Here is a 14,514-nt window from a genome sequence, read left to right on the forward strand (position 1 = left end):
GGCGGGGCCATGGTGAAGTGTTAAGATTGTGAGGTTATGAAGTGTCCCGGCGCCACCCGTCCTGACCAGCGCGCTACCCCTCTGAAAAAAGACAAGCCCTTACCTCCACGCTGAAAGTAAGGGCTTATCATGTTTGCAGGTTGGTCAGAGAGGACGGATGGTTTCGGTTACCGCCTCGCCATGACACAACCTCACCACTTCGCCACTACGCCAGCATGGTATCCTGAACAGAATGGGGCTCGGGGCGGCGCTTAAGGGCGTAGAACAGGGCTCCTAGCAGAGCAGCAATCAGCAGCACGGAGGAAACCATGGAAACTGTGTTGCCGATGGCGTACTCGGTAGGCTCGAACTTGAACTCAATGGTGTGGGAACCAGCGGGTATGGGCAGGGCCCGCAGCACGTAGTTGACCCGCAAGTGGGGCACAAGCTTGCCGTCGATGTAAGCATTCCAGCCATCCTGGTAGTAAATCTCCGAGAAGACGGCCAGGCCTTCCTGGGGCGCATTGGAGCGGTACGTCAGCTCGTTAGGCGAGTACTTGGTGAGGCCGATGCTGGCGCCAGCGGTAGGGTAGGAAGTCTTTACCTGCGGAAACTTCGAGGCATCCACGACGGCCGTGGTAGCGGCGTTCAGGCTGGTTAGGGCGCTGATTTCCTGGTCCGGGTTCTGCACCTTCTGTACTTGGCCTACAAACCAGGCGTTGCCCAGGGCGCCGGGGTTGCGCTGCACCTGCTGGGGCTGGCCCTGCTGGCCCGGCACGATGACGTAGCGCGTATTCAACATGTTGAGCACCTGCGTGTTGTTCTGCGAAATCTGGCGCTCAATCAAATCCTGGTAGCGGCGCAGCTTGGCCCCGTGGTAGCCGCCAATGCTCTTGTGGAAGTAAGAAGTTTGAGCCTCGTTGAAGGGATTCTGCACGTTAAGCACCCGGTAGTTGGGGTCCTTATCCTGCAGAATTTGCTGGTCGGCGGGCGAGGGCACGAACTGCTCGGCAATGGTTTCCTGCTGGAAGTTGCCGTCGTTGAGGTAGCGCTTATCCACGCCCCAGAGGTCAACGAGGGTCAGCACCCCCACCAGGGTGGCCGCCAGGCCGGCCGAGAGCTTGCGCTGCAGGAAAAACCAGAGCACCCCACCGGCAGCGGCCACGAAGAACAGGGAGCGGAATACGTCGGTGCGGAGCAGGGAGGCGCGGTCGGCGCGGAGGGCATCCAGCGGGAAACCCTGCTGCTGCAGTTGGGCATCAATAGGCGCGGCAAAGTCGGACACTAGCCCCACCAAGAACGCCAGGGCGCACAGCCCGGCGGTAATGGCCAGGGCCCGCAGCACGTACTTTTTCAGCGCGGCCGTGTCGGCGTCATCCGTGGGCTTGCCCGCTAGGGCCGCCAGGCTGGGGTGGGTGCTGGGGGCAGCCGTAGCAGCCGCGGGAACTGGGCGGCCGCGCAGTACGCGGGCCAGGGCCAGCACGGCCAGCACCGGCATGGCCAGCTGGGCAATAACCAGGGCCATGCTCACGGCCCGGAACTTGTTATAGCCCGGGAAGAAGTCGAACATCAGGTAGTTAAACGTCTCGAAGTTCTTACCCCAGGCCAGCAGCACCGACAGCAAGGTGCCGGCTAGCAGCCAGATGCGGGTGCGGCGGTCAGCTACCATCAGCCCCAGCATGAACAGGAAGAACACCACGGCGCCCACGTACACCGGGCCGCTGGTAATGGGCTGGTCGCCCCAGTAGGTAGGCATTTGGGCCAGGTAGTCGGCGAGCTGCACGGGCGGCACACCGGCCGCGGCCAGGGCCTTGCCGGTTTCCGAGTTGTCGCTGAGCTTCATCTGCGAAGCGCCACCGTAGAAGTTGGGAATGAGCAGAGTAGCCGTTTCGCCGATGCCGTAGCTGTAGCTGAAGGCGTACTCCTTGCCCAGGCCCGAGCCCTCGCTGTCATCGGCGGGGGTAGCAGCCTGGCCCGGAGCCGTGGGGGCTGCCGTCGTCAGCTCCGACTTGCCCCGGATGCTGTACTTGCTGTATTCCAGGGTGGTGTAGAGGCGGCCGAAGCTCACGCCCACGGCCAGCAAGGCGGCCACGGCCAGCAGGGCCGTGCGGGTGAAGAAGTCGGGCAGACGCTTCTCGCGGGCCGCGAAAATCAGTTCTACCACCCCAAACACCAGCACCAGCAAAAGCAGGTAGTAGGTTATCTGGAGGTGGTTGGAGCGCACGTTCATGGCCAGGCCCAGGGCAAACAAGGCCGTGCCCAGCCACTTGTTGCGCCGGAACGCCACCAGCAAACCGGCCAGCACCAGCGGGGCGTAGGCCAGGGCCAGACTCTTGGTGTTGTGGCCGGCCGCCAGAATAATCAGGTTGTAGCTCGTAAAGCCCAGGGCCACGGCCCCGACTACGCTCACCAGCGGCGAGAGGCCCAGGGCCACGCACAGGGCGTAGCCGCACACCAGAGCCAGAAACAGGTTGGCTACCACCGCCGGCAGGCCCAGCGTAAACAGCTTGTGCAGGTACACGCTCAGGTCGCCGGGAAAGCGGGTGCTGATGAGGTAGGTCGGCATCCCCGAAAACATGGAGTTGGTCCAGAGGGCCTCCTGCCCGGTTTGCTCCCGGTACTGGGCAGCCTCGTGGGCCCCGCCGTTAAACTGCACGATGTCGTGCTGGGCCAGGGTCTTGCCCTCAAACAGGATGGGGGAGAAGTACACGGCGGCCAGCACCAGGAAAAACAGGACGGCCAGCAGGTGCGGCAGCACCCGGCGCCAGAGCGGCGCGGTGGCCGGACGGAAAGGAGTTGTCATTCGGCTTACTACGAGTCGGAAAACTGCCTGCCAGGGCCCCACGGCCCGGCCAGGCAGCCCGAAGGTACCCGTTTTTACCTGTTTATTGACTGTGGCCGGCGCGGGAAAGACAGATTGTACAGCACCACCGACAGCAAAATTACCCCGTAGGCAACCAGCTGCGTGGTGGAAGCCCGCTCCCCGAAATACAGAAACGCCAGGGCAAAGCTGACCAGCGGATTCAGGTACATCATGATGCCCACCGCCCCCGACGGCAGCACGTTCAGGGCAAACAGGTTCAGGAAAAGCGGCACCACGGTGAAACCCACGCTGAGCAAGCCGGTTACCAGCAGTAGGTGCGCATCGTGCAGGCCGGCCAGGGGCTGGGCGCCCAGCAGCGGCGCCAGGGGCAGAATAAGAAAGGCCGCCAGCAGCAGCTGCACCGTCAGTAGCACCAGCCGGTCGTAGCCCTGCAGGCTGCGCTGGCTGATGAGGTAGGCGGCGTAAGTGGAGGCTACCACCAGGCTCATTAGTAGCGTATGCAGTTCGCCAACTCCCAGCAGCGCGCAACTCAGTGCACTCAGGCTAATGGCTACCCATTGATTAACCCGCAGCTTTTCACCTAGCATCACAAAGCCTAGTAGTGCCGTGAGAATAGGACAAATGAGGTAGGCAAACGAGCCCGCCTGTACGCTTACTTGGTTTACCACGTAAATGAAGAGCAGCCAGTTGGAAGTGAGCAGCAAGCCGCCCACGCCCGTGCTCAGTGCCACCCGCCGCCGCTCAGCTTGCGGGGCAGCCTGCCACTGCGCCCAAACCCGGCGCACCGTGGCCCGCCGACCCAAGCCGTGAATCAGCAGCAAGAGCAGCAAGGACAGCAGAATCCGGAAGAAGAGAATTTGTCCGCTGGGGTAGCCGGCCAGCCAGCGCAACGGAATCGGGAAGAACCCCCAGATCAGGAAGGCCGCTAAGGCAGCCAGGTGATGACGAGAAAGAGACACGGAGCACTGAGTAAGACCCAAAGATACGCGCTGCCGGCTCTGCGCGCTGCTGCCGTACCTTTGCGCCGCTATGCTTCAGTTCTCCGACCTTCCTGCGCTTACTGGCGGCACCCTGCTGCAACTACCCGCCCTACCCGCCCCGGTGCACCGCCTGCTCCTGGACAGTCGGCAGGTGACTACCCCGGCCGGCAGCGTGTTCTTTGCCCTGCGCGGCCCCCAGCACGACGGCCACCGCTACCTACGCGAATTGTACCAGGCAGGCGTGCGGCTGTTTATCATCGAAGCAGTAGCGGCCGTGCCGGGCGGGGTAGGCGCTTACCCCGAAGCCGGGTTGCTGCAAGTCCCTGACTCATTAGCGGCCCTGCAAGCTACGGCCGCCGACCACCGGCGCCGGTTTCACCTGCCGGTTTTCGGCATTACGGGCTCCAATGGCAAGACCATTGTAAAGGAGTGGCTGGCCCAGCTGCTGAGCCCCGACGAGCTGATCTGCAAAAGCCCCCGTTCTTATAATTCCCAGGTGGGGGTGCCCCTGAGCGTGTGGGAGCTGAACGAGACGCACACGCTGGGCATCTTCGAAGCCGGTATTTCCGAGCCCGGCGAAATGAGTCGGCTGGCCCGCATTATCCAGCCTACCCTCGGCATCTTCACCAACCTGGGCACGGCCCACGATGCCGGCTTCGCTTCGGCCAAGGAGAAAGTAGCCGAGAAAATGAGCCTTTTCGAAGGCGTGGACACGCTGTTCTATTGCGCCGACCATGCCTTGGTGCACGCCGCCGCCCGCCAGCAGCTTGACCCCGCGCGCACGGTGCTCAGCGCCTGGACCCGCCAGCGGACCCGCTTCGACGCCCAGGAAGCCGACTTGCTGGTTACCATCCATGAAGCCTCCGCCGACCGCACGGTGGTACGCGTGGAGCGGGCCCGGCCGCGGCCCCAGGAGCATACGTTTACCTTGCCTTTCGCCGATGAGCCTTCGGTAGAAAACGCCCTGCACGGCCTGGCCGTGCTGCTCTGGCGCCAGGTGGCACCCGCAGAAATTCAGCGCCGCCTCGACCGGCTGCAGCCCGTGGCCATGCGCCTGGAAATGAAGCAGGCCCTCAACGACTGCTACGTCCTCGACGACACCTATAATAACGACCTGGCCGGCTTGCGCCTGGCCCTGGATGCCCTGACCCGTCAGCCCCGCCGGGGCCGCCGCACCCTGATTCTGTCCGATGTGCTGGAGTCGGGCCTGGGCGGGGCTGAGCTCTACGCCCGCGCCGCTGCCCTGCTGCCTGCCCACGGCGTCGACCGTCTCGTGGGTATTGGGCCGGATATCAGCCAGCATAGCGCCGTTTTTCAGGGCCTGAGCACCGCGTTCTACCCCGACACGGAAGCTTTCCTACTAGAGTTTCAGCCCGAGCAGTTTCGGCACGAGACTATTCTGGTGAAGGGCGCCCGCCGCTATGGCTTTGAGCGGATTGTGGCCGCGTTTCAGCAGAAACTCCACGGCACGGTGCTGGAAGTCAACCTCGATGCCCTGGTGCACAACCTGAACTTTTACCGCCGCCGCCTGCAGCCCAATGTGAAGCTGATGGTGATGGTCAAGGCTTTTGCCTATGGTAGCGGCTCCTACGAGGTAGCCAACCTGCTCCAGTTCCACCGCGCCGACTACCTGGCCGTGGCCTACGCCGACGAAGGCGTGGAGCTGCGGCAGCACGGCATCAGTCTGCCGGTGATGGTGATGAATCCCTCGCCCGATGCCTTCCAGAAGCTGCGGCAGTATCACCTGGAGCCGGAAATATACTCGTTTGAGCGCCTGCACGACTACCTGGCCGCAGCCCGGGAGCAGGCCCTGCCGGCCATCCACCTCAAGCTCGATACTGGGATGCGCCGCCTGGGCTTTGCCGAAGAAGATCTGCCCCAGCTCTGCCAACTCCTGCGCGACAACGCCGCCCATCTGCGCGTGGCCAGCGCCCTTACCCACCTGGCCGGCGCCGACGAAGCCCAGCACAACGATTTTTCCCGCCAGCAACTGGCGGCTTTCCACCGCATGACGCCCCAGCTCGAAGCTACCCTGGGCTACCCGATTCTGCAGCACGCCCTGAATTCGGCTGGTATTGTGCGCTTTCCGGAGGCCCAGCACAGCATGGTTCGGTTGGGAATCGGCTTGTACGGGGTTGAAGCCAGCGGCCAGGAGCCGGACGCGCTGCGGCCCGTCAGCACGTTACGTACCACCATTTCGCAGATTAAAACCTTGCCTGCCGGCGCTACCGTCGGCTACGGCCGGCGCGGCCAGGCCGCCGACCATGAGCGGCGTATTGCTACCCTGGCCATTGGCTACGCTGATGGCTACGACCGGCGCTTTGGCAATGGGGTAGGGGAAGTCGTCATTCGGGGGCGTCGGGCTCCTCTAATCGGCAACGTGTGCATGGACATGTGCATGGTAGATGTAACCGCTATTCCCGAAGCCCAAGCCGGCGACTCGGCTGTGATTTTCGGGGAAGAGCTACCCCTGACGGAGCTGGCGGCCCGCATCGGCACCATTCCCTACGAGCTGCTAACCAACGTGAGCGAGCGGGTAAAGCGCGTATTTGTGGCCGAGTAGTAGCCCTTGGCCCAACATTAGCCGCCTTTCTCCGTAATTCGACCGATATACAATCACTCCCCCTATCCATGAAAAAGCACCTGCTCTCTTTGCTGGCCGCCACCACGCTGCTCGCCTCCTGCTCCGATCTGAAAAAACCGGAAGAAAAAGACCAACCCCAGGAAGCTACCGCCGATACTGCCGTAGTATACCGCGACGGCCAGACGGCTGGTGATGCTGCTGCCTCTGCTGCCGCTACCACCGAAAATGCCGCCGACAAAGCCGGTAACGCCGTAAGCAACGCTTGGGACATGACCAAAGCCAAGCTGGCCGATGTAAAGCTGGAAGAAATTGACCTGCCGGAAGTTACCGTTCGCGGCGACGACCAGTACAACGTATACGCCCTGGAAGAAAAAGTACTGTTTGACACGGATAAAGCCACTATTAAGCCTACCGCTACCCGGGCTCTTTCCGAAATCAGCGCTTCCATTGCCCGCCGCCACCGCGGCAAGGATATTCAGGTAATGGGCTTCGCTGACTCACGCGGCGACAAAAACTACAACCGCGAACTAAGCGCCCAGCGTGCCGCTGCCGTCCGCGACTGGCTGGTGAAAAACGGCCAAGTAGCCGCCGACAAAGTAAGCCTTGAGCCCATGGGCGAAGCTGCTCCCGTGGCCAGCAACGCTACTGCCGCCGGCCGCCAGGAAAACCGCCGGGTTGAAATTGCCGTGCGCAAGTAGGATCACGGATTTAGACGGATTCGTCGGATTTCACGGATTTCGAGGCGGACTGTTTTGCTTTCCTGCTTTATAACAAGAAAGGCTTGCCATCTGGCAAGCCTTTCTTGTTGGTTCTGGCTGACTTGAACAGGCAGCTAAAGAATTCGTGAAATCCGACGAATCCGTCTAAATCCGTGATTAGTCTTTGATCTGGTCTACCTCGGCCCGAATCATGGCGTTGTAGCGCATGCCGTTGTTGGCGAGCGTAATCAGGCTCCAGCCCCGCCCGATGGTGTAGTTCCAGGTGCGGCTTTCCTTGAATTCGAACGTTGGCCGCAGGATCTGCCCGTAGGGGGTGTAGTTATCCATGAAGTTGGTGGTGTAGAACTTGTCGCCGCTCACAATCCACTCCATGGCCACGAAAAATCCTTCTACCGGCGCCTCAATGTTGTACTGCGTCAGGTCGATGGTATACCACTCGCCGCCTTTGGGAGCCGATACCACGATGTTCTCGGTTAGCAGGTCGGTGTTGGGCGAGTTGTAGTTACCGTCGGCTTTGTAGAGGCGCACGCGGAACGGTTCCCGCGGAAAGCCGTTTTCACCGATGTAAAAAGATACGGAGCGCACGTTACCCAGCTTCTTGCCTTTGTCGTTTTTCACGAAGAAAGCGTACTGGCTGCCCGGCATGCCCTGAATCATGCCCTCGCCCGGCGTATTCGACTTCGAGCCCAGGTCGAGGTTCTTGATTTTGGCGCTGCTAATTACTTTCACTTCCTTCAGCTCGATAGCGCGCTTGGGAACCTCAATAATCATGTCCTGAATCTTGATGCCCGGCTTAATCAGGACAGCCTTATGGAAGTAGCCCAGGGCTACTACCACCAGCGAGTCCTGAGGGTTTTTCTCGGGCATGGCTATCTGGAAATAACCGTACTCGTTGGTGAGGGCACCGGTTTGCTCTTCCTTCAGACCAATAGAGGCAAATGGAATGGGCTCCTTGGTCTTTTCATCGACGACGCGGCCCGAAATTTTGTTCTCCTGAGCAAAACTCAGTGCTGGAAGAAGCAAAGCAAAAAAGAGAAGAGAAAGTACGCGTTGGAGCATATGCAGACAGTATATGATATCCCAAAATTACAATGAATCCGGGCACTAAATGCAAGTGTTCTGAGAATATTTATACCAATGCAATTTGTCTGCGGAATAATTACAAATCAATCAGTTAAGGAATAGCACCGAGTTACAAGGAGGCAGAATCTGGGAAAAACCTGATTTTGGCCGAAACCTAAAAGGGTGGTACCTTTGTTTGAAGTAAATCTAAATAACCCACCCGTGTCCAAGCGCCAACCTCAAACCCCTACGCCGGCCGCGCCTCGCAGCGTGAAAGACCTCCAGCTGGGGGAGAGCGGCACTATTTGTTGTCTGAAAGATCCGGAGATGGCTTTGAAGCTGTTAGAGATGGGCTGCATTCCGGGCACGCAGGTACGGCTCAACAGCCGGGCGCCGCTGGGCTGCCCCATTACGTTGGTGGTGGGCGATATGGCCGATTACACGTTGTCGTTGCGGGTAAGTGAAGCGGCAACTATTCTTCTGAAATAACCTCAGTACATGGTAGGCGGGCAATTACTTTCCGGTCGGGCCGGCGTGGGGGTAGCAGGTGCTTCGCCGGACGTGAATGCCTTGCGCCACCCGGGCCCGCTGACGCGCATTGCGCTGGTTGGTAACCCCAATTCCGGCAAATCCTCGCTGTTTAACCAGCTCACCGGCCTCAACCAGAAGGTCGGTAATTTTCCCGGCGTAACTGTCGACCGCAAAACCGGCACGAGCCAGCTCACGTCTCAGCACCGCGCCGAAATCATTGACCTGCCGGGCACCTATTCGCTTTACCCTAAGAGTTTAGATGAGAAGGTCATTACCGACCTTTTCTACGACCAGACCAGCGCCCAATACCCCGACTTTGTGGTGGTAACGGCCGACGCCAGCAACCTACGCCGCAACCTGCTCCTGTTTACGCAGCTGGCCGACATGGGCCTACCCACCGTGCTGGCGCTTAACATGATGGACGTGGCCGAGCAGCACGGCGTCCGGATTGATGTGGCCGCGCTGCAGGAAGAGCTAGGCGTGCCAATCATTCCGATGAATGCCCGCAAGGGCGTGGGCATTGCGGCCCTCAAGATTGTGATGGCCCAGACGTTGGGCGCGCCGAAGGCCCATTTTTACGAGCCCGAGGAAGAGTTGCTGCCCATGATCCGGCAGATTCGCTACTACTTCAATCTGCATAACGATTACCTGGCCCTGCATTACGCCCACCAGTACCGCCACATCAGCTTCCTGACGGCCGACGACCGGGCCTACATTCAGGAGCTGACGGAGCAGTACGGGTTTGAGCCGACGGCTCGGCAGGCCCAGGAAACCATCGACCGGTACCAGCGCATCAATGAAATTCTGCTCAACTGCGTATCGGTAACGCGCACTGAGCAGAACGAACCCTATAGCAACCGCCTTGATAGGGTGCTGACCCATAAGGTCTGGGGCTACCTGATTTTCTTCGGGGTGCTGTTCCTGATGTTTCAGGCCGTATTTGCCTGGGCCAGCTACCCCATGGAGCTTATTGACCAGGGCGTGGCCTGGATTAACGGGTTTATCCAGAGCAATTTCGACGGGCCGCTGATTAACCTATTGACCGAAGGCGTGCTGGCCGGGTTGGGCGGGGTACTGATTTTCATTCCCCAGATTGCCCTGCTCTTCGCCTTTATTGCGGTGCTGGAGGAAACCGGATACATGGCCCGCGTGACCTTTATGATGGACCGGATCATGCGCCGATTCGGGCTGAACGGAAAAAGCATTGTGCCCCTGATTTCGGGGGTAGCCTGCGCCGTGCCGGCCATTATGAGCGCCCGCACCATTGAAAACCGCAAGGATCGGCTCATTACCATCTTCGTGACGCCGCTTATGTCGTGCTCGGCCCGGATTCCGGTCTATACCGTGCTGATTGGCCTGGTGGTGCCCGACGAGCCGGTACTGGGCATTTTCAACCTGCGGGGCATTGCCCTGATGGGGCTGTATTTGCTGGGGTTCTTTGCGGCCATTCTTTCGGCCTGGGCCATGAAGCTCCTGCTCAAAACCACGGAACGCAGCTACTTCATCATGGAGTTTCCGGTGTACCGCTGGCCCCGCTGGAAAAACGTAGGCATTACCATCGTGGAGAAGGTGAAAGCCTTTGTCTTTCAGGCGGGTAAGGTTATTCTGGCCATTTCCATCCTGCTCTGGGTGCTGGCCTCCTACGGTCCGGGCGATGCGCTGGAGCAGGCCGAACGCCGGGCTACTACTGAAGGGCGGGCCCAAGGACTAAGCACGGCGGAAATTGAGTCTCGGGTAGCTTCTGAAAAGCTGGAAAGCTCCTACGCCGGCATTTTCGGCCACTTCATCGAGCCGGGCATTCGACCCCTGGGCTTCGACTGGAAGGTTGGTATTTCGTTGATTACCTCGTTTGCCGCCCGGGAAGTGTTCGTTGGCACTATGTCTACCATCTACAGCGTGGGCCAGGATGCCGATCAGCAAACGGTGCAGCAGAAGCTGGCTGCCGAGAAAGACGAGAACGGGCAGCCGTTCTTTACGCCGGCCCGGGCATTTTCGCTGCTCGTGTTCTACGTGTTTGCCATGCAGTGCATGAGCACGCTGGCCGCTACCTACCGCGAAACCAAGGGCTGGAAGTGGCCCATTCTGCAAATGCTCTACATGACGGGCCTGGCCTACGTGTCGTCCCTGGTAGTCTATCAGCTGTTGAAGTAGAAAATCCTTTCCTAGTAAGAAGGCCCGCGAAACCGAATTTCGCGGGCCTTCTATCTTTAGTGCCCAATCAGAAACACGGCCGGTTGCTTGTGGATGTCCGGCGGCCCAGTCTTTTTCCAGCCCGCTACGGTATCGGTCCGTATTAGCTCATTTGCATCCGTGAGGCTGGCGGCTACGCACAGGCGGGTGCCGGGGTGCAGGGTCTGGAGCAGGTCTTCCAGTAGGGGCAGGTTGCGGTAGGGGGTTTCGATGAAGAGTTGGGTCTGGTGCTGCTGTAGGGCCTGCTGCTCCAGCTTTTTGATGGCTGCCACGCGCTTGGCCCGCTCAATAGGTAGGTAGCCGTGAAAGGCAAAGCTCTGCCCGTTCATACCCGAGGCCATCAAGGCCAACAGCAGGGAAGAAGGACCCACCAACGGCACCACCCGAATGCCGAGCTGGTGGGCCCGGCGGGCTAGCTCGGCGCCGGGGTCGGCAATACCGGGGCAGCCGGCCTCGGAAAGTACGCCCGCATTCTGGCCGGCCGCCACCGGAGCCAGGGCTGCCTGAATCTGGGCCTCGGTGCTGTCCTTGTCGATGACGCTGATGCGCAGTTCCTCAATAACCTGCTGCGGGGCTACTCCCTTAATAAAGCGCCGGGCCGTGCGGGCATTTTCCACCAGGAAATAAGACAGCCCCGCTACCTGAGCGGCTACCTGCGGGGGCAGCACCTGGGTGGCCGTGTCCTCGGCCAGCACGGTGGGAATGAGGTAAAGAGTGCCTTTCACGGTACAGTGGGCAATTACTGTTCAACAAAGGCCTTTACCAGCCCGAACACTTCCTCGGGTTTCTCGGCGTGCACCCAATGGCCCGCGTCCACTACGGTTTCTACCTGGGAATTCGGAAACAGCACCGGGATGCTGTAGAGCTTGTCCTCCGTGGTTACGTAGTCTGACTTGCCGCCGCGGATAAACAGGGTTGGCTTCACGAAGGGTTGCTCGGCCGTTATTTCGGCCCCGATGTCGTCCATTTCGGCGGTTAATGCCGCCAGGTTGGGGCGCCAGGCAAAAGAGTTGTCCTCGCGGCGGTACAGGTTTTTCAGCAAGAACTGGCGCACATCTACCTGGCGGATATAGCGGGCCAGGGCTTCGTCGGCCTGCTGCCGGTTTTCCAGGGCGGCCAGCGGCACGGCGTGCAAACCCGCCAAGATATCGTCCTGGTGGCGCATATCGGAAAAGCGCGGGGCAATGTCTACTACCACCAACTTTCCCAGGCGCGTGGGGTGGTCGAGGGCAAAGCGCATGGCTACCTTGCCGCCCATGCTGTGGCCCATCAGGGTAGTATCGGGGCCGAGCTGAAGCTGAGTGAAAAGGCCCAGCACATCCTCGCTCATTAGGGCGTAGGTGTGCTCCGGGGCGTGTGGGGAGCGGCCGTGGTTGCGCAAATCCACCACAATAACGCGGTGACCCGCCTCCGCCCAGCGCCGGGCCAGCGTTTGCCAGTTATCAAGGGTGCCAAACAGGCCGTGCAGAATTACCAGCGGGGCGCCCTGCCCCATTTCGCGGAAGTGAAGTTGCAGCATAACCCTGCAAAGATGGAAACTTTGGCCGTAGCAACGCCCCCCAGCCGGCCTTAGGCCCGGGCAGCAGGTAAGGTAATGGATACGGTGGTTCCCCGGCCCGGCATACTCTGTATATCGAGGCTGCCGCCCTGGCGCTGCATAAAGGCCCGGCACAGCAGCAAGCCCAGCCCCGTGCCCGAACGAGGCCCGCGCATAGGATGGTTGGTGGGGCCCGCGTCGGTTAGCAGTGCCTTCACTTGGTTTTGGTCCATGCCGGAGCCGGTATCGGCCACGCTTAGCCGCACGCCGGAGCCGGGCAGTACTTCCGCCCTGAGCTGAATGGTGCCGCCGCTGGGCGTAAATTTGAGGGCGTTGCCCACCAGGTTGCGCAGCACCGTCTGGGTCATGTGCGAATCTGCCCACACGGCCATATCGGGGGGCGCTATCAGCTGGAGCTTGATCTGCTTGGCCTCAGCGGTGTTAGCGTAGAGCTGCAAGGCCTGGTTAAGCAGCTCGGCCACGGGTAGGCGCTCGGGGCGGAAGGCCAGCTCACCGGTTTGGTTAACGGCCCAGTTGAGTAGGTTATCCAGCAGGTGGTTGAGCTGATGGGCCGACTGGCGCACGAGGTCAGGCAAGCGTCGCAGGCCTTGCTCGTCGCCCTGCTTGAGGTAGAAATCAATCAGCTCGGTAACGCCCGCAAACGAAGTAACGGGTCCGCGCAGGTCGTGGGCTACAATGGCGTACAGGCGGTCCTTGGAGGCGGCTACCTGCCGCAGCTCTTGGGTAGTTTCTTCCAGAAACCGATGGTTAACGGCCAGGGCCTCCCGGCTGCGTCGCAGCTTAAAGTACAGCAAGCCCATGCCCCCCAGGCCCAGCACCAAGGCCGCAATAGTGCCCCAAAGGGCCCGGTTGCGCTGCTGGGAGGCTGCGCCGCGTTCCGTAAGTCGGCGGATCTGGCTTTCTTTTTCGGCCGTTTCGTAGCGGGTTTGCAGGGCCGTCAGGGTCTGGACCCGGGAGCGGCTGTTCAGGCTGTCGTTCAGGTCCCGGAACCGGTTTTGCCAGGCAAACGCCTCTTCAAAATCGCGCCGGCTGGCGTTGATTTCGGCCAGCAAGCTGTAGGCATCCAGCACCCGCTCTTTATAGTCGATGCGGCGGGAAAGGGCCAGGGCCCGGCGGGTAAGCTCCTCCGCTTCCTCTAACTCCGACTTGAGCAGCAGCGCCGTAGCCAGCAGTTCCAGGTGACCCGCTTCAAATCGGGGGCTGTTCAGGGGTTCTACCAGCATCACCGATTGGCGCAGCAAGCCTTCCGCCGTCTCCAGCTGATCCATTTGCAGGTAAAAGGAGCCCAGGTCGGCCAGGTACAGCGACTCTCCGGCCCGGTCGCCGGTGCGGCGGGCCAGTTGCAGGGCCCGGCGGGTAAACACCAGCCCTTCCTGGCGGCGCCCCAGGTAGAAATACAGATTGCCCAGGTTGCCGAAGAGCATAAGCTGGGTTCGTACGCTCACGCGAGGCTCGTAGGCGCGCTCCAGGGCCCGGCGGTAGTTCAGCAGGGCCGCGGCCGTATCGTTGCGCTCATGGTAGACGCCGCCCATGCCCGCGTAGCTGCGTACAATGCCGTCAACGTTGTTTAGGCGCCGGGCCAGGTGCAGGGCCTGCTGCTGCAGCTGCAAGGCATGCGGGCCGTCGGCTAGGTTGGCGTAGCAGCCCCCCAGGTTAAGCAGGGCCTGCAACAGGCCGGGCTGGTCCTGAAGGCGGCGGGCCAGCGCCCGGCCCTGTTCCCCGTAGGCGAGGGCGCGGGTGGGCGCGTTGTCGTGCAGCTCGTAGCAGAGGGCATTGAGCAGCCGCACCCGGCCCGTATCGGCGGGTTGGGCACGAAGCTTCCGCAGCAACGCAGCCTCCGTAGTTTGGGCTACGGCTACCTTACCGGCAATACAGAATAAAAAACAGAGGAATAACAGGCGCTGCATCAGCAACGGGAGGCAATAAGATGGCCGGGCTCCTGATGGACTCCGGGTAGGCAGGGGTTGGGTTGCGTAATATAGAGGAGTTGCTATCAAATAGAAAGCCGGTAACCGCCTTATATCACCACAGTTTAGCTTGTTTCGAGCAAAGAAAACGAGCGGCAGTCTGGGTAAATTATTCCTGCC

At 60.8% G+C, this 14,514-nt stretch carries 10 protein-coding genes; 4 read left to right on the forward strand and 6 right to left on the reverse strand.

What is annotated here, in order from left to right:
- Positions 1-205: 205 nt before the first annotated feature.
- Both IEW18_RS11385 and IEW18_RS11390 read right to left on the reverse strand, forming a co-directional pair.
- On the reverse strand, positions 206-2,782 hold the full coding sequence (locus tag IEW18_RS11385; protein WP_188557970.1) for a YfhO family protein: 2,577 nt from the start codon (positions 2,780-2,782) through the stop codon (positions 206-208).
- A 74-nt stretch (positions 2,783-2,856) separates the two neighbouring features.
- Positions 2,857-3,762, reverse strand: a complete 906-nt coding sequence (locus tag IEW18_RS11390) for an EamA family transporter (RefSeq protein WP_188557971.1) — start codon at positions 3,760-3,762, stop codon at positions 2,857-2,859.
- A gap of 70 nt (positions 3,763-3,832) precedes the next feature.
- Between IEW18_RS11390 and IEW18_RS11395 the strand changes: the two genes are divergently transcribed.
- Positions 3,833-6,346, forward strand: a complete 2,514-nt coding sequence (locus tag IEW18_RS11395) for a bifunctional UDP-N-acetylmuramoyl-tripeptide:D-alanyl-D-alanine ligase/alanine racemase (protein WP_188557972.1) — start codon at positions 3,833-3,835, stop codon at positions 6,344-6,346.
- 68 nt (positions 6,347-6,414) lie between these two features.
- Positions 6,415-7,065, forward strand: coding sequence for an OmpA family protein (locus tag IEW18_RS11400; protein WP_188557973.1), 651 nt, complete (start codon positions 6,415-6,417; stop codon positions 7,063-7,065).
- 177 nt (positions 7,066-7,242) lie between these two features.
- Here IEW18_RS11400 and IEW18_RS11405 read toward each other — a convergent pair whose 3' ends face one another.
- Positions 7,243-8,109, reverse strand: a complete 867-nt coding sequence (locus IEW18_RS11405) for a carboxypeptidase-like regulatory domain-containing protein (RefSeq protein ID WP_188557974.1) — start codon at positions 8,107-8,109, stop codon at positions 7,243-7,245.
- A gap of 261 nt (positions 8,110-8,370) precedes the next feature.
- Here IEW18_RS11405 and IEW18_RS11410 point away from each other — a divergent pair, with 261 nt between their 5' ends.
- Both IEW18_RS11410 and feoB read left to right on the forward strand, forming a co-directional pair.
- A complete protein-coding gene (locus tag IEW18_RS11410) occupies positions 8,371-8,637 on the forward strand; it encodes a FeoA family protein (protein WP_188557975.1) in 267 nt (88 codons plus the stop codon).
- A 9-nt stretch (positions 8,638-8,646) separates the two neighbouring features.
- Positions 8,647-10,830: a ferrous iron transport protein B gene (gene feoB, locus IEW18_RS11415; RefSeq protein ID WP_188557976.1), complete on the forward strand. Its 2,184-nt coding sequence runs from the start codon at positions 8,647-8,649 to the stop codon at positions 10,828-10,830.
- A gap of 56 nt (positions 10,831-10,886) precedes the next feature.
- Here feoB and IEW18_RS11420 read toward each other — a convergent pair whose 3' ends face one another.
- Genes IEW18_RS11420 through IEW18_RS11430 form a run of 3 tightly spaced genes read right to left on the reverse strand, consistent with a single transcriptional unit; the run spans position 10,887 to position 14,334 of the window.
- Positions 10,887-11,594: an SAM-dependent methyltransferase gene (locus IEW18_RS11420; protein ID WP_188557977.1), complete on the reverse strand. Its 708-nt coding sequence runs from the start codon at positions 11,592-11,594 to the stop codon at positions 10,887-10,889.
- Positions 11,595-11,608: 14 nt separating this feature from the next.
- A complete protein-coding gene (locus IEW18_RS11425; protein ID WP_188557978.1) occupies positions 11,609-12,388 on the reverse strand; it encodes an alpha/beta fold hydrolase in 780 nt (259 codons plus the stop codon).
- A 50-nt stretch (positions 12,389-12,438) separates the two neighbouring features.
- Positions 12,439-14,334, reverse strand: coding sequence for an ATP-binding protein (locus IEW18_RS11430; protein WP_188557979.1), 1,896 nt, complete (start codon positions 14,332-14,334; stop codon positions 12,439-12,441).
- Between the last annotated feature and the right edge of the window lie 180 nt (positions 14,335-14,514).

Origin of the sequence: Hymenobacter glacieicola (assembly GCF_014640315.1) — a bacterium.
In the GTDB taxonomy this organism is placed as follows: Bacteria; Bacteroidota; Bacteroidia; order Cytophagales; family Hymenobacteraceae; genus Hymenobacter; species Hymenobacter glacieicola.